This window comes from Varibaculum prostatecancerukia (assembly GCF_943169825.2).
GTDB lineage: Bacteria > Actinomycetota > Actinomycetes > Actinomycetales > Actinomycetaceae > Varibaculum > Varibaculum prostatecancerukia.
Window position 1 is genome coordinate 912,377 of record NZ_OW968402.1, and the last position, 26,382, is coordinate 938,758.

Genomic DNA, 26,382 nt, shown 5'->3' on the forward strand with positions numbered 1-26,382 from the left:
AGGCAGCTTAAACCAAGGGCGGCCTCTCATTGCGTCCCTAAGATAGGGGCCTGCGAAGCCTAAACGACCTGGCTAAAGCTGTTAGCTACGTTAGCTGCTGTTTGGGCTCAGCCTTGCTGACGGCGCTTGATGAGCACGCCAGATCCGATGATTACCGTGGCCAGGAGAGCTAACCAAGCAACCGGGGTACCGGTCTTAGTTATTTCTTCTGGGGGAGTGGGCGGCTCGTGCGGGGGCGGCGGGGTAGTAGATAGCTTATTTACTACCGTTACTTCCCGGCGGATTACCCCGTCTTTATCCGTCTTGATCTTTCCAGTTTCGCTTTCATACTTAGCGAAGGGAACGGCTTTAATCGTCCCGTCGCCTCCGATTTCACGCACCCCATAGTAGTAGCGCTGCTTGGCCTGGTTGCTAAACGGCAGTCCCTGAAGGGTCTTAGTCCACCCCTCGGCCTTAGTGACGTCAAACTTTTTGACCTTCTTGGCATCGCTAAACTTGGCGTCGGTTGCTTGCAGCAGCTCAAAACTGACTTTGTCAGGGGTTTTTGCATCCGGTACCGGTTTTCCGGAATCCTGCCATAGCCAGTGTTTATTAACCGTAATATCTACCGGATTAGGTACCGGGTTAACAACCGTGGCTACTAGCCAAGTTTCGGGCAGCTGCTTAGAACGATCCAAAGCTGGCCGCTGCGGCACTTTGCCATCTTCTTGTTCGACTACCTGCCAGGGTTTTAACTGCAAGGTTTTAATCACTTTGCCCTTTGCGTTTAGTTCCTGGACACCGTAGTAGTAGAAGTTCCCACTTTCATCCTTAATCGGCAGGTCGTTGAAGGTTTTACGCCAGTTTTCCTCCGGATTATTTGAGGGAGCGAGCTTGAAGTCGGCAACTTTTTCAGCTTTGCCAATCTTTTCTGCCTGAGTGAAATCCTTGTCGGTACTGCGAATAAACCGCATCTTTAGTTCTTTGACCGGGATATCGCTGGCGCGGGCAGGTAGTTCGGGAGCTTCATTGGTTTCCTTCCCGGCATCTCCGGCAGAGGTATCGTCACCAGCGGGTTCCGCGTCCTGGTCATAGAGCCAAGCCTTCTCTACGGTGGCCTGCGCATATCCCCAATCACCGAAAATTACCCCACCATTGGTACCAATGCCGCCCCCAAGTTGAGCGCTATTGTCTTGGATCAGGAGTTTTGCTGCAGCTTTGGCATTTTCCTTAGCGGCATCGTTGATGGGCACGGTTTGGAATCCCTCATTTTGAATACTCATGTATTTCAGAGGCAAGCGTTTGGGACGTTCTTTTTCTGGCTTGTTCAGGGATGCCGGGTCAAAACGCGCATCTTTTTGGTCGAAGTAGTAATCAACGCGGCCTCCCCCGAGCATATAGTCAGATACCCAGATGGGAGCTTTACCAGCAGAGCCCAGATTGATATGGGCAAGATCGTTACCCAGGGTGTCGGCAGTATTGTCAAAGACCGCGCCCCCGTTGTGGATGCGCAACTCAATCGAGCCGGTAGGACATGACCAAATGCCACCCCCAGCGGCTCCATTATCGGAGGTTGCCTTATTTTGGGTTACCAGTACGTCGTGTAGATGCAGGTTATAGGAGGCCGTAGCAACGTAAATGCCTCCCCCCATTTGATGGGATTTGTTATTCAAGATTTTTCCGGCATTTATCTCCACTTGATTAGAAACCACGTTAACTCCGCCGCCGGTACGTAAAGCTTCATTATTCGAGATAGTGCCGCCATTGAAAATAAAGGAAGCGGGGGAGAGCTTGCCCCACTCTTCCTTGGTTAGTCCCCACTCTCTACCTAACCCATCAATCTCCTTAAAAGTGCGGTCTGCGCCCCATACATAGAGGTCTAGGGTGCCGATTCCGCCCCCGTTGCCAGTGGTGAAGTTAGAATCGACCAGGCCGCCGTTCATAGTGATGACGGCATTCCCGAAAGCGAAAGCGCCACCACCCGAGAAGTAGGCATCATTGTTTTGGATTTTTCCGCCGTTAATAGTGATGTAGTTCCGGGTTTCTAGAGCCTTTTGCAGGTTGGTAGCCGAGGCTTTATCCGTGTTGAAGTCGTATCCCAACAGGCCTCCGGTCCAGCCTTTATTATGGGAGATTTCGCCGCCGTTTATGGTTACTGAGCCACCTTGGTAAACGCCAATCCCACCTACTTCGCCGTAGGCTCCATGCTCATATGAGGTTTCGCCGTAGCTGACTTCGCCGCCATTCATGACAAACTGAGCGCCTTCAGTTATTGCGATATTTGCGGCCCCGGATTGTGTGGTTGTGGCGCTGCCAATCTTACGTTTATTGTCGGTAACTTTACCGCCGTTGAGGACGAACTTCGCCTCTTTCCCCCTAACCGTAATCGCCCCATAACGCTGACCGGTGCCGTCACGAACGCCCTCATAGGTGCCGCCGTTGATGGTCAGTGAGCCTTCGTTATAGATCAGTTCCCCGCCGCCGGGTACCCACTCTCCACGGCTGCGCAGATAAAACTTTCCGCCTTTCTCGTTATTACCCATGGTCAGGGAGGCGCCTTTATTGATCTGCACTATGAACCCGGTGAAACCGTCCTCGCGTACCAGGCCGCCCTCGGATGAAGCGGCTCCCCAAGGGGCGATCCCGTTTACGAGCTCAATATCGGCGCCGGCAGGGATGACCACCGTAGAAGTGATCATGGTGTCGGCCATTCCACTCACCACAATCCGGGTGGGGGTGGTGCCGGCATCCTTGATTAATTGACGAAGTGTTGCCTCCTCACAGTAGGTGCCGCATTCCACTACTGTGCGCCCGGCAGCTTGCGCAGAGGTGGACTTTATTTTTTCCGGAGCTGCCAGCCAGGCTATTGCCAAGGCGGCAGTCAGAATTAGCGCCACTGCCTCGGCTATTAAACGTCCAGTTATTCTGCGGTTTCGCATGGTAGACCTCAAGATTAGGAGGGATGTTGGTCAGGCTCAACCAATAGTGATGAGTTACCTTTCATCCTACCTTACTGTCGTCTATGAATCCGAACAGGAAATTTTTCTCCTGACAGCTGCTACTGAATTACCTGGTTGCTAACAGTCTCCGAGACCAGTGAAATCGCTGTCCAAATCTATAATTTCCTGCAAGCCTAGCGCTGGATCTTTTGTTAGAAGATCTTCAATAAATCCCCGTTTATCTTTATATTTATCTTTGTGAGCATTGAAAAAATCGAGAATCTTTTCAATCAATCCCAGCAGCTCCCCGTTGCGGGCAGCATCAGCGATTACTCCCTCCTGGATTCTTTCCAGATTCCATAAAGCTAATAGCTTAGAAAATAGCCAATCGACGTCAGCTTCTTCCACAGGTACTTTCTTTCCATGCAAAGCTTCTTGGAAATGCTTTTCGTCATCTGCGTCTAGTTCATCTTCTAGAAATTCGAGAGCATCGAATACTCCCTGATAAAGCCACAGAGAATCTTCAGGGGGAAAGAGCAATAAAGAACCGTCATCTTCCCGTTGCCGGGAACGCAACTCACCAAAATCTCCGGCTAGCAGCCGGTCGCGAAATTTTGTCATCGCTCGGCGTCTATTTCTCCAGGCCCGGTCATCTTTAAAAGCTTCTAGGGTTTTTACTCGGGTAGCTGCAGCATCTTTCGGCCAGTTTCCCACCCAGGTGGCATCGACAAAATCAGAAAAGTTCAGCGAAACCTTTTGCACGGCGCCATAGTATTTTTCAACTACCAGGAACTCGCAGGTTCTTATCCAAGTGAGGTCGCCACCGTAAAAAATATGGGGATAGGTAAAGGGAAGCCGCCGATCTTCTATTACCGGAACCCACACCGAATCCATATCGTAGCCGTAGTCATGCAGAACCAAGTTCGGATTGCCTGCTATTTGTTCGCCAATAGTAGCTAGTGCCTGCGCCAAGGGTACTTCCATTCCTTCCGGAGGTTCTAACCCATCTAAATCGTCCAGGCAGTCGACACCTTCCCAAAGCTCCTCCACCAGGTCACGAGGGATTTTTATCTTTTGCTCTTTCAGAGCATTAAGAATCAGCATGAGCGCGCACCCAGGCTCTCCAACCTCTAAGAGCTCTTCCGCATTGCTATGTAGCACCGCGTCGTACCTGCCTTTTTCTAGCAACAACCTCCACAAAGATTCGGTGCACGAATAATTAACTGGCTCGTCACGCTTAGGGTCTTTCAGCCGGTAGCTACCCGGCCACTCGAAACTGGTATCAAACCTTGCTTCATAAGAGGCAACGTACGCATGTAAGTCTTCGGGGAAATAGCGGAGTGCTGATTGCGCCATAAACCTCATGCGCTCATCAATCCCGTACAGGGTGGAATAGTATGCCCAGGCGATAGCGCCGGTGATTGCCCCCATCGTGTCCGCATCGCCCCCTAACCAAATGGTGTTGCGAATAGCGTCCTCAAAACTAATCGACTCTGTAAACGCCCTGATAGCTTGAGGTACGGTACCTTGGCAGGATTCATCAAAATGGTAGTTAGCCTTGATTTCAGCAAGCGATTGGTTAAGAGGATAGAAATGCTCCGAAATGTAGTATTCGATTTCCTGCTTGCTTCGGCTCTTGCGCGCTAAATAGATCGCCGCGGCCACCGCCTGTGCGCCTTTGATACCTTCGGGGTGGTTGTGAGTGACTGCCGCACTTATTTCCGCAAATTTGAGGGCTTCCTCTAGGCTCTTAGCGCATTCAGCGGCAGCCGATACCCGCATGGCGCTGCCGTTTCCCCAAGAGTTATAAGGGTGCGGGTTATCTTCAAATAGCCAAGCTGCAAAACGTCCTCCATAGGAGCCCATAGGCTCGGGGAAGCGCCGCCCTATTTCCTGCATACGTTGGACCAGAAGCCCGGAGAGGCGCTGCTCAGTGCGCTCGGAATCTTTAAGGTTTAGCCACCTTAAAAATGCCATTCCCTGAGCGATAGTCATCAAAGAGTCATCGGTGTAGTTAGCCCCATAGGGAAACAGCTCAAAATCACGGCAATCTACCGGTGAGAACTCTCGGGTTGAGCCAATAACATCCCCGATAATTGCGCCGATCATAACTGCTCCTCCCGTAAGTGGATTACTGCTGTATTTACTATTATGTGCTCCTGTTGTATATACCGGCAGGAAACTTCCGGTTTTCTGTTAATTCGAGAGGTTAAGGGGAGGATCCTGCTTACTATGCTTAGCGCTTAGCTATAGCTGCTGGGGTTAAGTGCGCTGCTTAAAGGGTATAAGCTCTCCGGATTTTCATATTTTGGGCAGGCAAACGCGGAAACTGTAGCGGCAATGCGGGGGAGCAGCTCGCCGTCATAGAGTAGGAGCGATGCATTTTTCACAGCGAGTTAGCCTTTCGCAGCCCAACGCCATCACCTTGGCGGCGGGGAAACTGCGCGCCCAGGGACAGAAACTGGTAAATATCTCTGACTCGAATCCCACTCGGCATGGGTTAGGGGAAGCAGGCAACCCCTACCAGGCAGATCCGCGCGGTCAGCGCGAAGCCCGCCGCGCCCTCGCCGATTTTCTTTCCCAGAGGGATGGACGCAGTGTCAGTCCCGATAACCTTTATCTGCTTAGTTCGACTTCCCAAGGCTACTCCTGGCTGATGAAACTGCTGTGTGATCCTGGCGAGGAAGTGCTGGCTCCGACGCCTGGATATCCGCTGATAGAAGCCTTAGCAAACTTAGAAAATGTACAGGTGGCGTCCTATAGTTTTGCTTGGCTAGGACGAAAATGGGAACTAGATCCGCTCTCGCTGCCAGCTGCGGGTGTTTCCCTGCGTCCGCGTGCCCTAGTGGTCATCAATCCGGGTAACCCCACCGGCGCCTATCTAGATAGGGGAGAGCGAGAGAGGGTGCAAGAATACTGCGTCGCAAATAATCTGCCCCTGATCGCCGATGAAGTGTTCTATGACTTCCCCTTGGCTGCGGCTCCGGAATCTCGTGCCCGCTTGGCCGGTTGCCCTGAAATCCTCACTTTCGCCCTCGACGGGTTATCAAAGAATCTGTGTGCCCCCGGTTTCAAGATTGCTTGGCTAGAGGTGTCGGGACCGGAGGTGCTGGTGGAGGAGGCGAAAGCCCGTTTAGATATCATCGCGGATGCGTTCTTGCCCTTTAGTGATATTTTGGCCGCGCACCTGCCTGGTTTCTTGAAGAAAATCCCGCCGCAGTTGGCGCAAACTCGCGGGCGGTGCGCCGCCAACCTGGCCATGTTGCAAGACTTAATAGGGGAGGATCCGGCCAGCCCGGTTACGGTGATGCCCCCGCAAGGCGGCTGGAACGTGCTCGTGCGTTTCCCCGCGCATATCGATGAGGACGAGCTGGTGGAAAAACTCTTGCAAGATTTTGGGATTTATTGCCAGCCCGGCTACTTTTTTGATTTGCCCTTCGCTGGCACCATTAGCCTGTCCCTGCTGCTAGAAGAAGATTCTTTCCGCGAAAATGCCGCCAAAGTAATGCGTACCATCATGACCTTGAGCTAGGGGAGCAGCCGGTTTTCTAGTCCTGCTCCAAGCGATTAGCGGGCGTATTTTGATTAATTTGCATTTACTCGAATGCTTCTAGAGCTTCTGGTTCCAGATCGCCGCCAGCAACCCATTCCCTAACTGTTTCCTCAATCTCTTTGGATAAATGCACGTTATAGTAAGAAGCCCAATCGAGTGCTAACTCGATATTGATACCATCATGACGCTCAATTTCTAGTAAATCATTCACTACAGATACAAGCCCTACCTCAGATATGGCAGCCAGGATGCCCTCCCACAAGTCTTCAGAATATTGCATGTTATAAATCGCCCCTGCCGAGATAGAAGATTGCTGTATCGCTATGACTGCTAGCTTATTGCTGGCGACCTTGCCTGCAAAGCAAGCGCAACTACCGTAAATCTGCGAAAAGAGTTGCGGAAGAAATCTGCCGTTTACGAATCTGCCCCAGTATCGTTACAAATATGGCAAACAGATCCGCATCGGGATCTAATATAAATGCCAGGGTTGAAAGGAGGGAGTCACCGACGGCTCTAGTGATGAAGGCTCGCGATTCGCGTGCCTCTGTCAATCAGGACGGCAGGGGATTACCCTGCCATTGGTTCACAGATTGACATGGAATTTGCCACGTCGTGGCAAAAGAAAGCCCTAGGCTGACAGTAGATCGTTATGGAACTTCCTCCTTTCAACCCCATAGTGAAACCGGCAAAAGTCGCGCCCGCGCAGATTAACTCGCTTAGGCATCTTCTGCGTTTGCATAACCTAGAGAATCCAGAAGAATCGATTCTGTATCCGTCTGCACATGTAGCAATCAGCAGCCATAATACGGCAGAAATTTGGCTCGATCACGATAAAACTACACCGCTGCGTAAAGTCCCCTTGTACTACAGATATCGAAGTGTCCCCAAGCATTCTGGGGGCAGGCGGATATTGTCGGAACCAAGTTCCAGTTTGAAAAGTCTACAGCGATGGATACTGCGGCATTGCTTCACCGACGATATGGTTTCCCCTGCCGCCTACGCATATCGCCCGGGACGTTCAATTCAAGATTGCGCAGCCGTACATATTGGCGCTAAATGGCTCCTTAAGTTCGACCTCAAGGATTTCTTTGGGGGAATTTCCGAGGCTCGGGTATATGAACTCTTTAGAGCGATTGGGTATAAAGAACTTGTCGCGTTTGAACTAGCGCGTCTGACAACTTTCCTGCCGGATAAAAATCTAAGACGCAATATTCAAGCGCTATATAACGAAAAGTTCGGAATAACCCCGGCGGCGCGGAACTACACGAAGCTCGAAATAACAAGAGATAGCAGCGACGGCCCCTACCCAAGGTATCGAGACGGCGCGGGGAAGATCATACGGGGGGTGCTTCCGCAAGGAGCCCCCACGTCGGGGATTATCGCCAATATCTGTGCTGGCGAACTCGATAAAGAGCTTGCGTCTTTAGCGCTGTATAGCGGTTTAAGATATTCGCGGTACTGTGATGACTTGTTTTTCTCCCCGCGGCCTGACCATGAACATTTTGACCGCAGTTTCGCAGGATTAATCATCCGTGACGTTAATCGAGCCGTACTAAAACATGGTTTTCGGATAAACCAAGGCAAAACCAGGGTAGTGCCACCCGGGTCTAAGAAGCTGATTTTGGGTCTGCAAGTGGACGACAGCGTTCGTCTCGATACCGCGTTTAAGAAAAATATTGACTACCACATACGCGGAATTGCTAAATTTGGTCTCCAGCAGCACGTAGCTCACGCCAAAGGCACTCCACCCCCGGTATTGAGTTTCCTAAACCATCTGCAAGGTCTAATCGCTTTCGCGAAAGGAATTGAGCATTGGTACGGGGAAACACGGGAAACAAACCTGAGAAAGGCATTATCGATTGGTGAAGTAACGCGATAATTCCCGTAAAAATCCTACTGACGCGGGCTGAGCGCGTAGTAACGGCACCAGTGTAGATTCATAAATTTAGGGGTACAGTATCCATATTTTTATGATTAGAGCCGCACTATTTTTAGCACTATAGATGCCATAATTTAAGGACTATGTTGCATTGTGCCTGCTAGATTAGCTTTTACTTAATTAACTTATTGAGAGAAACTGCCAGCTTCTTTCAAGCGGAGATACCAAGTAGTAGAGGGGGTAGGCCGGCATCTGCTGTTGCTTTTTGTGGTGTGCTCTCTTTGGATAGCGTCTCGGATACGGTGTGCAATCCAAAGATTAGGAATATTGTTGTTCATATGGAAAGCGCCCGCTAACAAGCCGAAGAAGAAAACAACCAACCCTAAGCTATGAAAAACCCAAACCTGAAAGCCTACGGCGAAACATTTGCCAAAAACATAGGGCTAGTCTTACGCGGGAAGATCGTCCAGCGCGGCAACGACATTAAAACCATCGCGCCGCTTGCTGGTCACGCGCCTTCGGTCATTTCCAACTGGCTAAACCCCAAGCGTTCACCAATTCCTTTATCTGCTCTAGCACATATATGCGAGATCATCGGAGAAAAACCTCAAGACGTAGTAGCAGAAGCATACAAAATGGGAGAGCGTCAGTCGTGATCTATCCGGACTGGTGGGGAAGTACACCGCCTACTATTGAGACGCTTACCTCATGGTGTGAGACCACCCAGGTTGAGTTATACATGGACTCGCAGCTCCTAGCTCACGAAACTTTCCACGCAGCAGCACAGCATGACGGACACCAGACCGCAGCAGTTGAATCCCGTATAGATGAAGCCGTAGCGCAAGCGGTAATCAACGCTGCCGATTATCGTTTCTGGGAATCACGATACGGATGGTCTACAGGTGGTATAGCCGCCGCGCTAGGTGTCCCCGCCGGATCATTGGAGCCTACCGGCGAAAACTCGCCCAACAGCAACCGAAAATAGTAATGAAATAGTTAGGAGAAAAAGTAATGACAGATATTGAAGATCGCGTCAGTAACCTTTCGGACAAGCTCGCCAAAACACGCGAGTATATAAAAACTGAAGAAGCCACCAAAACCGCGTTAATCATGCCGTTCATAAGCGATGTCCTCGGATACGACACTACAAACCCGGCAGAGGTGATCCCCGAATATCGCTCCTCCTACTCGTACAAGAAAAATGAAAAAGTTGATTATGCCATCAAGCGCGGTGACCAGATAAGAATATTGATCGAAGCGAAACCCTACGGGATTCCAATCTCACGGGATAACGCCGCGCAGCTTGCCTTCTATTTTCAAGCAGTACAAGCCAAAATCGGGATTCTAACCAACGGACAAATCTACCAGTTTTACACTGACTTAGACGCCCTACACGTCATGGACAAAACCCCATTTATGACCCTCGACCTAGACAACGTAGATGAAAAGCTACTCCCGGAAATAGACAAGCTAACTAAGAGCCGGTTCGAGATTGATTCCGTGCTTTCTTCTGCGGAGAACCTAAAGCAAGTGACCGCTGTGAGGAAGTATCTGGGAGTTATTTTTGAAAATCCCGATAAGGACTTTTTGCAGTTGATGGCAGGTGTTATTAAGCCCGGGGCGGTGAAAACCACGAAGCTGCTAGAGGCTATAGAGCCGTCAGTGCGTACCGGTATGGCACGGTTTATAGGCGATAGGGTGGCGGCCAAGCTGAAAACCGCTATGGAAGTCAATAGTACGGAGACTGATATTAGTGAAGCGCCTGCAGCGGCGGTTAAAGAATCTAAAATTGAGACTACTGACGATGAGCTTCAAGGGTTCTTTATCGTGCAAGCTATTTGCGCGGAAGTAACCAATCCTGCCAGGGTGCATATACGTGACCAGCAGTCCTATTGTGGGATCCTGTTAGATGATAATAACCGTAAACCCCTGGTTCGTCTGCTATTTAATGGGAAGCAGAAGCGGGTTATGTTTTTCGATCAGGACGATAACGAAAGAATTGATATTGATACCCCAACTGACTTGTATCAATATGCGCAGCGCATCAAGGATACGGTACAAAAATACGGTTAACGGTTGGCAGTTAATCTTGCTATCCATTTTGGATGTCAGCTTCTGGTTTCGCTTTATTGCGTCGCCAACGAGCCTGGCGAAAAAGAATCGGCGGTGCTGCGCACCAGCAAGGGTTTTCGGAGCACAGCCTCCGAAAACCACTGGCGCGGGCGAACGCTCAGCCCGCGTTCGCGACCTCCCCGTGCCAGCCCTCACGGGTTCGATTCCCCGCGGCTCCATATTTCATTAAGAGATTCGGGTTAGTAGCTCTCTTACGCGCTTGGTAATTTCGTCGCGGATTTCGCGTACGACCTCTACGGGTTTCCCTGACGGATCAGCGACCTCCCAGTCTTCATAGTGGGTTCCGGGGAAAATTGGGCATGATTCGCCACATCCCATCGTGATTACCCAATCTGCCATCTTCACTTTCGCCGGATCAAGTTTTTCTGGCTGCGCAAACGGCTCTAACCCTATTTCGGCGAGGGCGTCGCGCACCTCGGGGTGTACTTCTTCGGCCGGTTCGGTGCCCGCACTCATGATGGTCACGTCAGATCTGGCTAGTTCTTGCGCAATGGCAGCTGCCATTTGTGAGCGACCAGCGTTTTGTCTGCAGGCAAAAAGGATTCTGGTCTCGGTGGCTCCCTTTCGGCTTGTGGGTTGTTGAGGCACGTGTTTAGCGACAAGGTCAAGGAGTCGAGTATCAAAATCCGGGGCGATCGAATAGTAGGCCCACTTACCCTGCTGTTCGCGGCCTAATATGCCAGCATTTACCAGCCTGGTGAGATGGTGCGAAATGGTTGACCGACTGATATTGAAAACCTCAGGAAATGAGCATGCACACACCGGGTTCGGTGAACAGCGATATATGAACAGAGCCAGTTGCAGCCGCGTGACATCACTAAGTGCCGCAAAAATGTTTGCCGCTTCCTGACATTGACCTTCGCCGGCGATTGCAGGTGCGGGGCAGCAATTTGGAGCGTGTTGACTGTTCATACAAGAACTCTATCACACGTTTCGACGTCCATCGAAACGTGTGATAGAGTTTGTGTCGATTCGACAATCATCGAAATGTAAGGAGTTAACTGTGCGTCAAATCGATATCTATGAACCGGCTTTGTGTTGTTCTTCTGGAGTCTGCGGAACCGACGTAGATCAGGCTCTCGTTGATTTCAACGCGGCGCTGACCGCCCTGGATAAAGAGGGCATTACCGTAACCCGGCATAATTTGGCTTCTGCCCCTACTGATTTTGCGGCTTGCGAACCGGTTCGCGCCTATATGGAGGTAGCTGGCACAGACGGCCTACCAGTTACTGTGGTTGATGGCATTATCATCGCGACTGGTTCCTATCCCGAAGCCGATCAGCTTCGTCAATTCGCGGGGGCATCCCTGGAGGGAAAGACAACTTTGCCCGTAGTTGAGTCTGGTTGTTGTGGCGGAAGTGGGTGCTGCTAATGTCCCTTCCTGAACTGAGCACCAAGTTTGCGTTTTTCACCGGTAAAGGCGGGGTCGGAAAGACTACGGTTGCTTGCTCTTTAGCTACCCGCGCGGCAGGTGTAGGTAAGCGAGTGCTGCTAGTATCCACTGATCCAGCCTCGAACATTGGGCAGGTATTCGGCCGTGAGATCGGATCGGGCGGAGCAGAGCTAACCGACCTTGTGCCCGGCGCTATCAGTTTTGATGCGGTAGAGATTGATCCGGAGGCAGAAGCGGAGCGGTATCGCGAGTCTATCCTGGGTCCGGTTCGCGGCCTGCTGCCACCCGAGGTGCTAGCAACAACCGAAGAAACCTTGTCCGGTTCCTGCACGGTTGAAGTCGCTAGTTTTAATCGATTCGTCGACTATCTAACCAACGAAGACATTACTAGCCACTATGACCACATCATTTTCGATACCGCCCCGACCGGACACACCCTGCGGTTACTGTCCTTACCCGGTGATTGGTCTAGTTTCATTGATAAAGGCGCGGGTGACGCCTCATGTCTGGGTCCGATGTCGGGGCTAGAGAAGAACCGGCAAACCTATCACGAGGCGGTAGCTGCTCTGTCTGACCCGGCACAAACTTCACTGGTGCTGGTGGCCAGGGCTCAAATCTCGACCCTGCAAGAAGCTAACCGTTCCACCGGTGAACTACTTGAGATGGGAATCAAACCCGCACTGTTGGTGATCAACGGGATCCTGCCAGTGAGCGCCGCTACCGATCAGCTTTCGGAGTCTATTTATGCCCGCGAACAGGCACTACTTGATGGCCTTGCCACGAATACACAGCTGAGCGCGATCAATAGTGTTCCAACGGTACGGATCGAGTTGAATGCTAACCCGGTGATGGGGGTAGATGGCCTGTTACATCTGGGCGAGGCTGACGGCGACGCAACTTCGAGCGCGGATCCCACACTAGAGCCGGGCCCTGCGCAGTCCAATTCCGAGCTGCACGTCGGTTTATCCCATCTGGTGGATGAGCTAGCAGAGGGGAAACCGAAACTCGTCTTGTGTATGGGCAAAGGTGGGGTTGGGAAAACCACCGTGGCGCAAATGCTGGCATTGGAGCTCGCTAAGCGCGGCAAGCCAGTGCATCTGTCCACCACGGATCCCGCGAATCACCTCGATGTTTCCCTCGAAGATCGCATCAAAGGTTTGACTGTGTCATCTATCGATCCTGACGCGGTGACGGCTAGCTACCGTGAAGAAGTGCTCGCCACCAAAGGCGCTTCTCTCGATGCCGACGGGTACGCACAGTTAGAGGAAGACCTGCGCTCCCCATGTACGGAAGAAGTGGCCGTTTTCAAAGCATTTTCTGAGGTCGTAGCAACGGTCCAAAACCAGTGGGTCGTCCTCGACACCGCCCCCACCGGGCACACCCTGCTATTACTGGACGCCACTGGGTCCTACCACCGCGAACTCATGCGCCAATCCGGACGTGACGATTCCGCGACCACGCTCCAACACCTGCAAGATACGGAAGTGACCCGGCCAATCCTCGTGACACTGCCAGAAACCACGCCAATGCTTGAGGCACAATCCCTTGCAGCCGACCTGTCGCGAGCAGGTATTGAGCCGTGGGCATGGGTGATCAACCAGTCGCTCCCGGCAACCGAAACGTCATCGCCGTTCCTGCTACGACGAGCCAATGCGCAACAGGAGATAATTAACTCGGTCGCTGATCAGGCAGGGGTACAAGTGGTTCAACTGCCCGTCATGCTCGACCATGAACTACGTGAATAGCGATTTACCGAAGCTAAGTCATATAGGTCACCTCGTCTCGTCCGCCAGTTTTAAATGGTTGGACAGACGAGGTGTCCGTTTTTATTCTGAGACTTAAATGGCTTGAATCCTTGTTATTGCGACCAGGCGATATGCACCGCTCATCCAGATCCTCACGCCACTGAGCCCCAAGTGCCATCCGTTGCACCCAACCGTCAGTCAGCAACCTCCCCGAGTGAATGGCTTGGGTGCAATCCGGGGTGGTTAGGCTTGATCTTTGAAGATGATGTTGATGGTGCCGTCTGTGTCTACGGCGGCTTGTTTGACTAGGGTGTTCCAGGCTTGATCGCTGTATTCCAGTGGTGGCTGGCATGCTAGGTAGTCTCGGATTTCTTTGGCTTGTGTTTGGCGGGTGGTGAGGTCTGCGATCTTGTTTGTGATTGTTTGGTGTTCTTTTTCTTGCTGTTGGTAGCGTTGTTCGAGTTGTTGGTAGCGCTGGTCGTATTCGTCGGGGTCGTGTGCTGTGGTGGCGTTTTCGGTGATGAGCTGGTTTATTAACGCCATGGTTTCTTCCATCTTTTTAGCGATTTTGGTTTGCCGAGTTTCGAGTTCTGTTGTGTCGTATACCGTGTCGTCAAGTAGCTGTATCACGTGATCGAGGGTGGCGTTATCTTTGACTCGTTTGGTTAGGGCTTGGGTGAAGGCTTCTTTGATTTGTTGTCCGGTGACGTGTGGGGTTGTGCAGTGGTAGCCGGGCTTGTATTTGTTGTTGCAGCGCCAGATGTGGCGGCGGTATTTGCTGGTTGAGTGCCAGACTTTGCGTCCGTACCAGCCGCCGCAGTCGGCGCATTTGATCCGGGTGGCGAACGGGTGCGTGGAGGCGGTTCCTTTTCCTGATCTTCGTGCTAGTTCTGCTTGCACGATTTCCCAGGTAGCGGGTTCGATGATCGGCTCGTGAGGCAGGTCCGGATCAGCGTCCACCGACAGGGGGCGTCCACCGCGCTCATCCACGTCGCCGATGACGGCGAGGGCATCCCACCTGACCAGCTCGGACACATCTTCGAACGCTTCTACCGGGGGGATGCCGCCCGCAGCCGGGACAACGGCGGGGCGGTATCGGTCTGACCATCTCCAAGGCATTGATCGAGGCCCACGGCGGCACTCTCACCGCCCCCGGACCCGGTCGCGGAGCGGTGTTTGCCCTCCGCCTCCCGCTGTCCCCTCCCGACAGTGAGGAGGCTGCTCGGTGACCACACCCTGCCCCGCGTGAGGGCCGTGCCCTCCACCCATTGAAAATATACCCCCCCGGGGGGTATAAGCTAGAGAGTAGCATCGCCGTATCCCACCGACCCGTAGGAGCTTTCCCATGATCGCCTCCCCGCCCCGCCTCTTGCCGATGGCCTCCCACGGCTGCAGCTGTTGCGGACCTGCCTCACGTGCCGACACCGCCTCCATCCCTGCCGCCAGCGACTCGTCAGCAAGAGGGTCCTCCCTTAGCTACCAGGTCACCGGCCTGACCTGCGGGCACTGCGCGAAAAGCGTGACCCAGGCCCTTCAGGCCCTCCCTCAGGTCGACGACGTCCAGATTGATCTCGCTGCTGGTGGTGTTTCCACCGTCACGGTCACCGGTGTCGTACCTCCGGAGATGGTTCGCCGGGCCATCGAGGAGGCCGGCTACACCGCCTTATCCTGATTAGTTTTACCCATCATCTCGACCCCGACCGGGTTGAGCGAAAGGAACGTCATGAGCACTCCCCACCATTCCGGTTATCACCATGGTGATCACCCCGCTCCGGAAACAGACCACACCTACCACCCGGATCATGCCAGCCACGAACACCACGCAGATGCCGACACCCACGGCCAGGCGATGCCTCACGATCACCCGCACTCCGCCCTGGACGAAGACCACCACGTTCATGGTCACGGCGAACACGCCGGACACAGCACCGCAATGTTTCGGGACCGCTTCTGGTGGTCGCTGATTCTGTCCATTCCCGTCGTTATTTTCAGCCCCATGGTCGCCCACCTGCTCGGCTACCACCTCCCGGCATTCCCCGGATCCACCTGGATTCCCCCGGTGCTGGGCACGATCATCTTCGTCTACGGCGGAACGCCTTTCCTCAAGGGCGGATGGAAAGAACTGAAATCCCGCCAACCCGGGATGATGCTCCTGATCGCCATGGCCATCACCGTGGCGTTTGTCGCCTCCTGGGTCACCACTCTGGGACTGGGCGGTTTTGACCTGGACTTCTGGTGGGAGCTGGCCCTGCTGGTGACCATCATGCTGCTGGGCCACTGGCTCGAGATGCGCGCTCTCGGGGCCGCGTCCTCCGCGCTTGACGCGCTGGCTGCCCTGCTGCCGGATGAGGCCGAGAAAGTCATCGACGGAACCACCCGCACCGTGGCCATCTCCGAGCTGGTCGTCGACGACGTCGTGCTGGTGAGGGCCGGTGCCCGGGTGCCGGCCGACGGAACCATCCTCGACGGAGCCGCCGAATTCGATGAGGCGATGATCACCGGCGAATCCCGTCCCGTCTTCCGCGACACCGGTGACAAGGTGGTCGCCGGTACCGTGGCCACCGACAACACCGTCCGCATCCGGGTGGAGGCTACCGGCGGGGACACCGCCCTGGCCGGGATCCAACGCATGGTTGCCGACGCCCAGGAGTCCTCCTCCCGGGCCCAGGCCCTGGCGGATCGGGCGGCGGCGTTGTTGTTCTGGTTCGCGCTGATCTCCGCTCTGATCACCGCGGTGGTGTGGACCATCATCGGCAGCCCGGACGATGCCGTGGTGCGCACGGTCACGGTGCTGGTCATTGCCTGTCCGCACGCCCTGGGCCTGGCGATTCCGCTGGTCATTGCGATCTCCAGCGAGCGGGCCGCGAAGTCCGGGGTGCTCATCAAGGACCGAATGGCGCTCGAGCGGATGCGCACCATCGACGTGGTGCTCTTCGACAAAACCGGCACCTTGACCGAGGGTGCGCACGCGGTCACCGGTGTCGCGGCAGCTGTCGGCGTCACCGAGGGCGAGCTGCTGGCCCTGGCCGCCGCCGCGGAGGCCGACAGCGAGCACCCCGTGGCCCGCGCCATCGTGGCGGCCGCGGCCGCCCATCCCGAGGCCTCCCGTCGACAAATCCGTGCAACTGGTTTCAGGGCTGCCTCCGGCCGGGGGGTCCGGGCCACTGTTGATGGCGCTGAGATCCTCGTGGGCGGGCCGAACATGCTGCGCGAGTTCAACCTCACCACCCCGGCCGAGCTCACCGACACCACCAGCGCCTGGACCGGGCGTGGGGCCGGTGTGCTCCATATTGTCCGCGACGGTCAAATCATCGGTGCGGTGGCCGTCGAGGACAAGATCCGCCCCGAATCCCGCGCCGCCGTGAAAGCCCTGCAGGACCGCGGGGTGAAAGTTGCAATGATCACCGGCGACGCCCAGCAGGTGGCCCACGCTGTCGGTCAGGACTTAGGCATTGATGAGGTCTTCGCCGAGGTCCTGCCCCAGGACAAGGACACCAAGGTCACCCAGTTACAGGAGCGTGGCCTGAGCGTGGCCATGGTCGGTGACGGTGTCAATGACGCCCCCGCTCTGACCCGCGCGGAGGTCGGTATCGCCATCGGTGCCGGCACGGATGTGGCCATGGAATCTGCCGGGGTGGTCCTAGCCAGTGATGACCCGCGGGCAGTGCTGTCGATGATTGAGCTGTCCCAGGCCAGCTACCGCAAGATGATCCAGAACCTGATCTGGGCCTCTGGCTACAACATCCTCGCCGTGCCGCTGGCTGCCGGAGTACTCGCCTCGATCGGGTTCGTGCTGTCCCCGGCCGTGGGCGCGATCTTGATGTCTGCCTCGACCATCGTGGTGGCTCTGAACGCCCAGCTGTTGCGCCACATTGATCTGGATCCGGCTCACCTGGCTCCGACCGAGTCGAAGGAGGAACACACCACGCCTACTCCGGCATCCACCGCCGTCCACTGATCCGCCACTTCTCTCCACTGCCCCCATACGACCCTGAAAGGCTGGTGCTGTTGCAAAGTTGTGGCAGTAGGAAGAGCGACGTGAACTAATCACAGCCATGGGTATCTTCTCCGGTCGCAATTTTTCCCCGTGACATCATTCTGTGGGCAGTGCGGTGGTACTGCCGCTACGGGGTGAGCTACCGCGATCTGGAGGAAATGATGACCGAGCGGGGCGTGCCAGTCGATCACACCACGATCTACCGCTGGGTCCAGAAATACGCCCCTGAGCTGGACAAGCAAACACGGTGGTACCGACAGTTACCTGACTGGCAGGCCAGTTCCTGGCGGGTGGATGAGACCTATATCCGGGTCGGCGGCAGGTGGTGCTACCTCTATCGGGCGATCACCGCCGGTGGCCAGACCCTGGACTTTTACCTCTCTCCGAAGCGGAACGTGGCCGCAGCGAAGCGTTTCCTGACCAAGGCCCTCAGATCCAATGCGTCAGCCGGGTATCCCAGAGTGATCAACACCGATAAAGCACCCTCCCTAGCCAGGGCAATCGCCGAGTTGAAGTCAGAGGGAATCTGCCCGCCAACAGTGGAACACCGGCAGGTGAAATACCTCAACAACATCCTAGAAGGCGACCATGGTCGTCTGAAGCGGATCCTCGGGCCGAAAGGCGCGTTTAAGAACCGGACATCTGCATATCGGACGTTGAAAGGGATGGAGGCGATGCACTCATTGCGGAAAGGGCAAGGCACAATGTTTGCCTATGGGCAACCGAACCCGGACGCGGTGATCGTCAACCGGGTCTTCGAGACGGCCTAACAACGCCCACACGCAGCGGCGATCAGGGAATGAGAAACTGAGTCTTCGCTGCTCTCCGCCCAATTTTGCAACAGCACCCGACGAACTCCATTGAGTCGTTTAACAATGAACTGCGTAAAGCTACTCGCAATAGGGTGCAGTTCACTAACGATGAATCAGCACCCGCCACAGGAAATAATAGAAATCAAGGCAAATGCCTAGGAGCAAAACTCGGGGCACTTCAGTGGTATCCACAGAAATCCACGTTGGTTGCAGTGTTCGATAGCATTTAGGCGGGCATGTCGGTATGGGCCTCTTGGCTTAAGGCCATGGGCTTTTTAGAAAACCTCCTCAACCGCTACACCCCACGCATGCCGGGCAAATGAAATCATAAGTACATACAACCACGCTGTCCAAGGAAGATTTAGTAAGAATCAGACCTAACTAGAGTTCAAAAAACAAGTAGCCCGCGTTCGTCATAGACACTGCCACCTATTTGACCGCTTCCTTTTCGGATGGCTCGGTCTAGGGCCATGATGGTGGCTACTACGCCGTCGATCTTCTCGGTGGATTTTTGTTTGTCGGGTTTGATGTTTCCTGCTGGGTCGGTGCGCACGTGAATGTTATCGACCATCCAGGCCAGCACCGGGTGCCCTCCATGCGCCAACCGTCTTTCGAGGGCGAGTTTCATCAGTTCCTTTGATGGTGGGGACATGTCTTTGAAGCCTTGCCCAAACGGCACCACCGTAAACCCGGCATCCTCCAAATTCTGTGACATTTGGACAGCGCCCCACCGGTCGAAAGCGATTTCTCGGATATTGAATCGGGTGCCAAGATCCTCAATGAACTTCTCGATATACCCATAGTGCACCACGTTGCCTTCAGTCGTGAGTAGGTGGCCTTGCTGATGCCATAGGTCGTAGGGGACGTGATCCCTAGAAACTCTGAGTTTGAGGTTGTCTTCGGGTATCCAAAACCAGGGCGCGACCGTGTATTTGTCATCGTCATCCGTGGGTGGGAATACGAGAACGAAAGCAGTGATATCGGTGGTGGATGCCAGGTCGAGCCCGCCGTAACAAACACGTCCTTCTAACTCATCTAAGTGGACTGGGCCATCGTTTTTGTTCCAGGTGTTCATGGGCATCCACCGCACAGACTGTTTGACCCACTGGTTCAAACGCAATTGTCTGAAGGTGTTTTCTTCAGCCGGATTCTGCCTGGCACTATTACAAGCGTCCCTAACTTTCTGGATTGGCACCGTCACGTCCAAGGATGGGTTGGCTTTATGCCACACGGCTTCATTAGTCCAATCATCATCTTGCGCTGCCCCATATATGACTGGATAAAAGGTGGGGTCGTGCTTTTTGTCATCTAGAATGTCTTGGGCTTTTTGGTGTTGCTCGTAGCAGATGCTGTGGGTGTCGGTGCCGGCGGTTGTGATCAGGAAGTACAGCGGCTGGGTGCGAGCATCCCCACTGCCTTTGGTCATCACGTCGAAGAGCGCCCGGTTGGGTTGGGTGTGTAGCTCATCGAATACCACTCCGGAAATATTGAATCCGTGTTTGGAATAGGCCTCGGCGGATAGTACCTGGTAGAAGGAATTAGTAGGGGAGTAGATGATACGTTTTTGGCTTCTAAGGATCTTTACCCGCTTGGCTAGTGGGGGACACATTCTCACCATGTCGGCTGCCACTTCGAACACGATGGATGCTTGTTGCCGATCGGCAGCACACCCATAAACTTCAGCGCGTTCCTCGCCATCGCCGCAACACAGCAAGAGCGCGACGGCGGCGGCTAGTTCAGATTTCCCTTGCTTTTTAGGGATCTCCACGTAAGCGGTAGTGAATTGGCGAAACCCGTCAGGTTTGACCACCCCGAAAAGGTCGCGAATGATTTGTTCTTGCCAATCAATCAACTTAAAAGGTTTTCCTGCCCACCGGCCTTTCGTATGCTTTAAGGCTTGGATGAACGCGACCGCAAAATCGGCTCGACGCTTGTCGTAGCGCGAGCTTTCAGCCATGAACCGTGTCGGTTGATATTCAGCTAGCTGACGCATACGAATCAGTTACCTTCTGTTGGTTAAAAAGTCAGTTGCTACCGGCGATAGCAGGTGCCCTCATGCCCGGCGGACTAGGCTTCGGGCAGATTAGCTAACGCCCAGGCGATCGCATGTCCTGCGTCAGCGAAAAGGTGGTCTGACTCAGCGATGAGTTCGAGTTCGCATTCTCCGCGGCCCCTCGAGTTAGGCCCGAACCCGCTGACGGGTTCTTCCATCAACCGGTAGATTTGGGCGTTATTGCCAAATCCTTCAGTCTTGGTCCAGGTAGCAAAACTTGCTAGCGTGTAGCCTCCGTAGGCAAGAACCGTCCCGTAGGAATCAACGCTCATCTGGAGGGTTTCGCTGGTGACCTTTGTGCTGTTCATGGCTGGTGCCTTTCTGTTGTGTACCGTTTCGGTATGTATATACAGCCATAGACTTCGCTACTTATCCAGTCATTTTCCGCCTATTTTCAAGAAAACTTAGAGATGTACATCTCTAGGTCATAACGCTTCACGATAAAGGCAAACCCCACGCCAGGTGGGGTTTGCCTTTGTGTTTAGTTTTAACGGGTCAGGTGGTAGTTGACAACGTTTCCTGGTGTAGCATGCTCAAGTTCACGCACCATCGCTGCTGCCCGCCCGTATCCCTCGGTGACTTGTTCGATGTTGTCTAGGTTCAACGCTCCGTAGGCGGTGGTTTGCATCCGCCATTGATCGGTTTCAAAATCCCGGTCAAGCTCCGGGGTGTAGGGGAACAGCGGGGAAGGAACAATAGAAATCGCGACCCGGCCAGGTTCAATCTCAATGCTGGTGATGGTGTATCCCAACCGGTTAGCACGTCCGATAAGGCGTTCGGTGTTTTCTTCCTCGACGCTGCATTCAGGTTCTTTGGTGTTCATGGCTGTTTCCTTATGTGTTGTGTACCGTTTCGGTATGTATATACAGCCATAGACTTGCCTACTTATCCAGTCATTTTGCCGCCTATTTTGCCTAATAAATAGTGGTTTACATCTCTTGGTTAGTGTTTACTTGTGGCGGGGTTTTCCATGCAGAATCACCGTTTAATGGTGCAAGTAAGATCTTGCGTACTTCCTTATTTTCTTTACCAGAAAGTCCGATGCGGTAAAGCAGGGAGCGCAGTTCATACTTCTCATTCACCACCTTGTCACTCGCGGCGCGGTGGGTGGTGAGCCCGATGCGTTTCGCATATGCGACCATTTTGCTTAGGAACTCGGTGTATGCCGTGATCTTCTCGAACTCTGGCAGCTCATCCCACCAAGGAAAACTCAGCCCCTCGCTACTGGTGGTGATGCTAAGCTGGCTCGCGCCGAGCGCTTTAGCGATCAAGTCTTTCTTGGCTGCGATAAGTTCATGCAGCCTTGCCAGCTCAGTCTCATCAAGCGTGGCGGGTAGGGTGACTACGAGTCCGTAGTTTTCAGCCTTTTTGGTGTTCACCATTGCTCATCCTCCTCACCATCAAATTCGATGCTTTGAACGTCCATCCATGTGCGGATGAGGCGCAGGTAGTTGTCTGGAAAGTTGGAGACAATCATTTCTACGTGCTCGTAGCCGTGGTCTTCGGCTGCATCCCACACCGCACCAATATCGGTCAGGTCGACTCCGAGGTTTTCGATTTCTTCTAGATCGGCGTATAGCTGTCCCATCATCACCAAACCCTCTCTTTCTTGCTGGTTGTTTGGTCATGTACATACAGCCATAGCTTCGCGGGCTTATCCAGTCATTTTCGCCTTAAAATCAAGGAGTTTTAGTGGTCTCGGCGACTATCTGAGTGAGCACGAGTTTGGCGCACGGCAAAGCTATCCCGTTTCCCCACAGCTTGTATAACGCCCGGTCAGTGACGGGATTGGCGAGCCATTTTTTCACTTGTGCTCTTGTTTTGGTTTCCTTCAAACCTGCCGCTACTGCCCACCTGGCCCAGACCTGCCACCAGTAATCCAACTGTGAATCTGTAGGATTGCTGATTGCTAAATCTCGTGTCCAATCGTCAGGGAAGCCTTGTAGGCGGGCGCACTCGGTGGGCGTAAGCCTGCGCACCCTATAACCGCTAGGTTGTGGCGCGGTGACAATAGGCGGATCAGTAAAATCCGAGGCAAGTAGAGGCCCGGTGAGGTTGTTGGTGCCCTTGCAAAAGAAATCACTCTTTGATGCCGAAACTACCGTGTCGACTATCGCAATCCCACCCTGATTACAGGTCGGGCAGATACCGCTCGTATCTAAAGTTTTTGCGACCTCGGTTTCGTAGCCGTACCTGCCAGTCCGGCTTTTACGCTTGGTATGTATAGCGTTGAAACCATAAGCGATGGGCTCAAAAATCCTCTGATCGTTATTACAACCAAGCCTGCCAGAAATATCGGTTTGGATAAGCGGGTCTTTACCACCTCCAGTTTTTCCGCCCCTCATGCGTGGCGCGAACGGGACTGCTAGAGATTCTTTTTCGGGTTCGTTGCTTGTTGGGCGAGAGCCTTGTGCAAGATTGGAGGTAGCGGCTTGCCTCTTACCGCAGCCCTGCGCAAGATCATTCGTCCATCGGTAAAACCGCCTGTTGGAATTGAAGTCTGCCCTGTCCGCTATGCGTATCTGCTCAATGGTCACTTCATCAACGCCGCACTCACGCAGCAGCTTTTCCTCCGCTTCTTTCCAGATACGCCATTTCCTGTCCTCCCGTCCGTGGTTGTATGCCATTCTTTCTTCCTCCAATCAGAATTGATTGAGAGGGCAGAGAAAAGCCCCCTCATTTTCCCAAAGGAAAAAACAAGGGGGCTGAACGCCTTAAATTTTAATTTTCTATTATCTTTCTTAGTTTTCTTAGGATTCTGGCTTTGCGTTTGTTCACAACGCTCTGGGTTATGCCTAACCTCGCCCCGACTTCACGCTCGGAAAGTCCGTCAAAAAAGATTGCCTGTATCAACTCCTGCTCACTATCCGACAACAAAGGCAGGGCGGCTTTCAGCCTGTCCACCATAACAGCATTGACAACGGTTTCCGCAATGTCCGCCGCTTCATCAGCGATAAAGTCCAGAGGATTCCCCTCGCTGTCCGTAAATCCGTCCAGAGATAGCAGGCTGTTCCTCGCATCTAATTTTTGCAGGTAACGCCACCGCTCCCTGTCACGGTAGAAGTCCGCATATTGCTCCCTTACGACTTCAAGCAGACAACCTTGGACGGGGATAAACAGCTTGTCCATATATCCCTTGTCGGCTTGCCTGCGGCGGCAGAAATCCGTATAGGACAGTTCCACATAGCCGCCGCTTTCTTTGATATATACTTTTCTTGGTGCGTATTTCACCGCTAATACCTCCAATCTGAATTTTTGAAATGTAAAAATCCAGATGGAGAGGCGGGGAGCGGCAACGCACACCAGAAACAGCCCTGCGGCACTTTCCAACAAAAAACGACAAAAGAAAAACCGCAAAGGCTCTGTGACCTTCACGGTTATGGGAAATACAAATTCTGTTGTATGGAGATTGTACTTCCACTTTCAAGGTGAGAAGTACCGCTGCACTGGCAGAAATTTTTTTAACTGGTTTCCTGCCATTCTCTGATATGCTATGTATTGATAAATTTTACTTCGTATGAGCAGATGAATAACCGCCCGAAAAAAGAACATAAAAAAATCCCTCCAAATTTAAAAACAAATTCAGAGGGTAATTTAGGGTATAACAAAATAACCCACCCGAATATCGTTTTTTTTATTTGGTGAGTTTGTTCTTTCAAATACGAAACAAAAAGAGCCGATGATTCGTGAATTGTTCCACAATTTCATCGGCTCTGCGTCTTAAGCGTCTGGCTCTTTGATGACAGTTATCTTCAAGTTGTCAACTTTAATCAAGCTTTCTTGTCTGCATTTTGGACAATAAAGGGGATAATTCTCCAAAACAGTGTCCTTCCTAATTTTATTACGGGTTTTGCTCCCACAAACAGGACACAATATCCATTCGCATTTCATCATAATTAGTCTCTAATCCTTTCAAATCTCATTTTATATGACTTTTGCAAGCTGTTAAGCTAACTTGTGGAACATATGCCGAACCTTATCTATACGGCTATTCGGGCGGCGGGGTTGGCAAATAAATTTACCAATAGCTGGCTGGTATCCTTTTAACTCTGTCAAGCAGACTCCCTGCCCATTTGTGAAATAAGTTAAATCGTTCCTGTATTCTTGAATACATCTGGCAGGGATTTCTCCTTTCAGAATGACCTCGTCATTCTTTACCTGAGTACTTACAATATCTGCACAATACCTTGGGGCATCATGATACGCCCGTGAGAGATATTCCTGCGGTGCATAAATTTCAAAGTGGAGATATGGCTCTAATAGTTCTGTCCCTGCTTTTTTTAAAGCCTGCTCCAATACGATAGGGGAAAGCAGCCGAAAGTCTGCGGGGGTACTTACAGGACTATAATACAATCCATATTCAAAACAGATTTTACAGTCTGTCACTTTCCATCCATACAGCCCCTGCTCGCAGCCATAAAGAACCCCCTCCATAACCGCATTTTGGAACGATTGGTTTAAATATCCAAGTGAAACTCTGCTTTCATACTGCACTCCGCTTCCAATAGGGAGCGGCTCTATGGACAACCCGACAGAAGCCCAGAAAGGATTTGGCGGGACTTCTATGTGGATGGTATATTCTGCTTTTCTAAGCGGTCTTTCCATATATATAACAGTAGGCTCTTTTATTTCTGCCTCCACATGGTATTTTTCCTCAAGGATGGCACAAATGACTTCCATCTGCACATTCCCCAAAAAAGAAAGTATAATCTCATGCGTTGTAGTATCCACATAATATTTTAAAAGAGGGTCGCCATCTGAAATTTCTGTAAGTGCCCCAAGCAATATTTCCCGCTGTTCAGATTTCTTTACTGCAATCGTTGTTTGGAGCATAGGGAGAGGATTTTCAATAAATTTTCTCTGCGGCAACAGCATTTCGTTCCCCAAAATACTGTTTAGCTGCAAAACATCATTTGGTAAAATTACAATATCACCAGAGCAGGCTGTATCGGATGAATATAATTCACCGTTTGTCGGAACACACATCTCTGTGATTTTTATTTTCTCTTTTTCAGATATTTTAATAACATCCCTCAAATGCAATGTTCCGCTATATATACGCACATAAACAAAACGCCGCCTTTTCTCTGAATATTCAATCTTAAAAACCTGCCCGCATAGTTCAGATTGACCTTCAGGCGTTGATGAATAAAACTTACTGGCAATCACTTCTATAAGCTGCCGAATCCCCAGATTGTTTTTAGCACTTCCGTGATAAACGGGAAATAACGTTCCGTTTTGGAATCTCCTGTTTTCTTCCTGTTCCAGTTCTGACATTTTAAACGGTTTCCCTGACATATATTTCTCTAATAGTTCATCGTTTCCCATAATTACCGCATCCCACTGTTCCATATCGTCATTGTCCGTTACATTTATATGGGGATGCTGCCCAACCTTTTGCTTCACTATAATTTCCGAAGAAAGCTTTGCTTTCATTTCTTGATATACCATTGGCAAATCAATCCCCTCTTGGTCAATTTTATTGATGAAAAAAATTGTCGGAATCTTCATTGTCTGTAGTGCATGAAACAGTATACGGGTCTGTGCCTGTATGCCATCCTTTGCAGAAACTAATAATACTGCTCCGTCTAATACGGATAAAGAACGGTATACTTCCGCCAAAAAATCCATATGGCCTGGCGTATCTATAATGTTGACTTTTACATCCTCCCACTGAAAAGATGTCACTGCTGTCTGGATAGTGATTCCCCTTTGACGCTCCAAATTCATTGTATCTGTCCTTGTTGTGCCTTTATCTACGCTCCCTGGTTCTGCAATTGCACCACTGGTATACAATAAACTCTCCGTTAATGTTGTCTTTCCTGCGTCAACGTGAGCCAGAATGCCTAAGTTAATTATTTTCATGTGATTTTCCTCCTATCAACACCCAAAAAAGGGC

General features: G+C 52.3%; 23 protein-coding genes and 3 pseudogenes. 11 read left to right on the plus strand and 15 right to left on the minus strand.

The features are described 5' to 3' along the window. Positions 1 to 107: 107 nt before the first annotated feature. Both KO216_RS03860 and KO216_RS03865 read right to left on the minus strand, forming a co-directional pair. Complete coding sequence (locus tag KO216_RS03860; RefSeq protein ID WP_215522994.1) at positions 108 to 2,918, minus strand: Cna B-type domain-containing protein; 2,811 nt, start codon at positions 2,916 to 2,918, stop codon at positions 108 to 110. A 138-nt stretch (positions 2,919 to 3,056) separates the two neighbouring features. Next, positions 3,057 to 5,027 carry an ADP-ribosylglycohydrolase family protein gene (locus KO216_RS03865; RefSeq protein WP_215522995.1) on the minus strand — a complete coding sequence of 657 codons (1,971 nt, stop codon included), beginning with the start codon at positions 5,025 to 5,027 and terminating at the stop codon, positions 3,057 to 3,059. A 268-nt stretch (positions 5,028 to 5,295) separates the two neighbouring features. On the opposite strand from KO216_RS03865, the gene KO216_RS03870 reads away from it, so the two are divergent. Next, positions 5,296 to 6,450, plus strand: a complete 1,155-nt coding sequence (locus tag KO216_RS03870; protein WP_215522996.1) for a pyridoxal phosphate-dependent aminotransferase — start codon at positions 5,296 to 5,298, stop codon at positions 6,448 to 6,450. A gap of 64 nt (positions 6,451 to 6,514) precedes the next feature. On the opposite strand, the gene KO216_RS03875 is transcribed toward KO216_RS03870, so the two are convergent. Next, the gene (locus KO216_RS03875) at positions 6,515 to 6,751 is read right to left on the minus strand and encodes a hypothetical protein (RefSeq protein WP_215522997.1); all 237 of its coding nucleotides are present in this window, start codon (positions 6,749 to 6,751) and stop codon (positions 6,515 to 6,517) included. 369 nt (positions 6,752 to 7,120) lie between these two features. On the opposite strand from KO216_RS03875, the gene KO216_RS03880 reads away from it, so the two are divergent. The 4 genes from KO216_RS03880 (at position 7,121) to KO216_RS03895 (ending at position 10,423) form a co-directional block, all read left to right on the plus strand. Then, positions 7,121 to 8,350 carry a reverse transcriptase family protein gene (locus tag KO216_RS03880; protein ID WP_215522998.1) on the plus strand — a complete coding sequence of 410 codons (1,230 nt, stop codon included), beginning with the start codon at positions 7,121 to 7,123 and terminating at the stop codon, positions 8,348 to 8,350. Between the two features lie 389 nt (positions 8,351 to 8,739). Next, positions 8,740 to 9,006, plus strand: coding sequence for a helix-turn-helix transcriptional regulator (locus tag KO216_RS03885; protein ID WP_215522999.1), 267 nt, complete (start codon positions 8,740 to 8,742; stop codon positions 9,004 to 9,006). An 83-nt stretch (positions 9,007 to 9,089) separates the two neighbouring features. Next, positions 9,090 to 9,335 carry a hypothetical protein gene (locus tag KO216_RS03890; protein ID WP_309547341.1) on the plus strand — a complete coding sequence of 82 codons (246 nt, stop codon included), beginning with the start codon at positions 9,090 to 9,092 and terminating at the stop codon, positions 9,333 to 9,335. Between the two features lie 26 nt (positions 9,336 to 9,361). After that, positions 9,362 to 10,423 carry a type I restriction enzyme HsdR N-terminal domain-containing protein gene (locus KO216_RS03895; RefSeq protein WP_215523001.1) on the plus strand — a complete coding sequence of 354 codons (1,062 nt, stop codon included), beginning with the start codon at positions 9,362 to 9,364 and terminating at the stop codon, positions 10,421 to 10,423. A gap of 225 nt (positions 10,424 to 10,648) precedes the next feature. Here the strand turns inward: KO216_RS03895 and KO216_RS03900 are convergent, their stop codons facing one another. Then, positions 10,649 to 10,987: an arsenate-mycothiol transferase ArsC gene (locus tag KO216_RS03900; RefSeq protein WP_251451816.1), complete on the minus strand. Its 339-nt coding sequence runs from the start codon at positions 10,985 to 10,987 to the stop codon at positions 10,649 to 10,651. A gap of 180 nt (positions 10,988 to 11,167) precedes the next feature. Next, a pseudogene (locus tag KO216_RS09655) lies at positions 11,168 to 11,395 on the minus strand (ArsR/SmtB family transcription factor); the annotation flags it as partial. 91 nt (positions 11,396 to 11,486) lie between these two features. Between KO216_RS09655 and arsD the strand changes: the two are divergent. Together arsD and arsA are read left to right on the plus strand one after the other, a co-directional pair. Next, complete coding sequence (gene arsD / locus KO216_RS03905; protein ID WP_215523003.1) at positions 11,487 to 11,855, plus strand: arsenite efflux transporter metallochaperone ArsD; 369 nt, start codon at positions 11,487 to 11,489, stop codon at positions 11,853 to 11,855. Further along, on the plus strand, positions 11,855 to 13,621 hold the full coding sequence (arsA, locus tag KO216_RS03910) for an arsenical pump-driving ATPase (protein WP_215523004.1): 1,767 nt from the start codon (positions 11,855 to 11,857) through the stop codon (positions 13,619 to 13,621). Before arsD ends, arsA begins: the two co-directional genes overlap by 1 nt. A gap of 243 nt (positions 13,622 to 13,864) precedes the next feature. Here arsA and KO216_RS03915 read toward each other — a convergent pair whose 3' ends face one another. Continuing rightward, on the minus strand, positions 13,865 to 14,656 hold the full coding sequence (locus KO216_RS03915) for a recombinase zinc beta ribbon domain-containing protein (protein ID WP_215523005.1): 792 nt from the start codon (positions 14,654 to 14,656) through the stop codon (positions 13,865 to 13,867). On the opposite strand from KO216_RS03915, the pseudogene KO216_RS09660 reads away from it, so the two are divergent. The 4 genes and pseudogenes from KO216_RS09660 to KO216_RS03935 all read left to right on the plus strand — a co-directional run bounded on the left by KO216_RS09660 (position 14,555) and on the right by KO216_RS03935 (position 18,388). Further along, positions 14,555 to 14,850, plus strand: a pseudogene (locus KO216_RS09660) (ATP-binding protein). The gene KO216_RS03915 and the pseudogene KO216_RS09660 overlap by 102 nt on opposite strands. A gap of 146 nt (positions 14,851 to 14,996) precedes the next feature. Next, positions 14,997 to 15,293, plus strand: a complete 297-nt coding sequence (locus KO216_RS03925) for a heavy-metal-associated domain-containing protein (protein WP_215524038.1) — start codon at positions 14,997 to 14,999, stop codon at positions 15,291 to 15,293. Positions 15,294 to 15,554: 261 nt separating this feature from the next. Further along, on the plus strand, positions 15,555 to 17,579 hold the full coding sequence (locus tag KO216_RS03930) for a copper-translocating P-type ATPase (protein ID WP_215524039.1): 2,025 nt from the start codon (positions 15,555 to 15,557) through the stop codon (positions 17,577 to 17,579). A 97-nt stretch (positions 17,580 to 17,676) separates the two neighbouring features. Then, positions 17,677 to 18,388: pseudogene (locus KO216_RS03935) on the plus strand (IS6 family transposase). A gap of 430 nt (positions 18,389 to 18,818) precedes the next feature. Here KO216_RS03935 and KO216_RS03940 read toward each other — a convergent pair. The 9 genes from KO216_RS03940 to tet(O) form a co-directional block, all read right to left on the minus strand. After that, a complete protein-coding gene (locus tag KO216_RS03940) occupies positions 18,819 to 20,423 on the minus strand; it encodes a terminase large subunit (RefSeq protein ID WP_215523006.1) in 1,605 nt (534 codons plus the stop codon). Positions 20,424 to 20,497: 74 nt separating this feature from the next. Then, the gene (locus KO216_RS03945; RefSeq protein WP_215523007.1) at positions 20,498 to 20,791 is read right to left on the minus strand and encodes an Nmad4 family putative nucleotide modification protein; all 294 of its coding nucleotides are present in this window, start codon (positions 20,789 to 20,791) and stop codon (positions 20,498 to 20,500) included. A 179-nt stretch (positions 20,792 to 20,970) separates the two neighbouring features. Next, positions 20,971 to 21,306, minus strand: coding sequence for a hypothetical protein (locus tag KO216_RS03950; protein ID WP_215523008.1), 336 nt, complete (start codon positions 21,304 to 21,306; stop codon positions 20,971 to 20,973). A gap of 106 nt (positions 21,307 to 21,412) precedes the next feature. Beyond that, positions 21,413 to 21,865 (minus strand): virulence protein, encoded by a 453-nt coding sequence (locus KO216_RS03955; protein WP_215522507.1) that lies wholly within the window; start codon positions 21,863 to 21,865, stop codon positions 21,413 to 21,415. After that, entirely contained in the window at positions 21,859 to 22,071 is a 213-nt protein-coding gene (locus tag KO216_RS03960; protein ID WP_251451825.1) for a hypothetical protein, read from the minus strand. Before KO216_RS03960 ends, KO216_RS03955 begins: the two co-directional genes overlap by 7 nt. A gap of 91 nt (positions 22,072 to 22,162) precedes the next feature. After that, positions 22,163 to 23,110: a DNA cytosine methyltransferase gene (locus KO216_RS03965; protein WP_445081974.1), complete on the minus strand. Its 948-nt coding sequence runs from the start codon at positions 23,108 to 23,110 to the stop codon at positions 22,163 to 22,165. Positions 23,111 to 23,204: 94 nt separating this feature from the next. Continuing rightward, positions 23,205 to 23,858: a sigma-70 family RNA polymerase sigma factor gene (locus KO216_RS03975; RefSeq protein WP_004852858.1), complete on the minus strand. Its 654-nt coding sequence runs from the start codon at positions 23,856 to 23,858 to the stop codon at positions 23,205 to 23,207. Positions 23,859 to 24,203: 345 nt separating this feature from the next. Beyond that, positions 24,204 to 24,377 carry a cysteine-rich KTR domain-containing protein gene (locus KO216_RS03980; protein WP_011528024.1) on the minus strand — a complete coding sequence of 58 codons (174 nt, stop codon included), beginning with the start codon at positions 24,375 to 24,377 and terminating at the stop codon, positions 24,204 to 24,206. Between the two features lie 51 nt (positions 24,378 to 24,428). After that, a complete protein-coding gene (gene tet(O) / locus KO216_RS03985; RefSeq protein WP_000691759.1) occupies positions 24,429 to 26,348 on the minus strand; it encodes a tetracycline resistance ribosomal protection protein Tet(O) in 1,920 nt (639 codons plus the stop codon). Between the last annotated feature and the right edge of the window lie 34 nt (positions 26,349 to 26,382).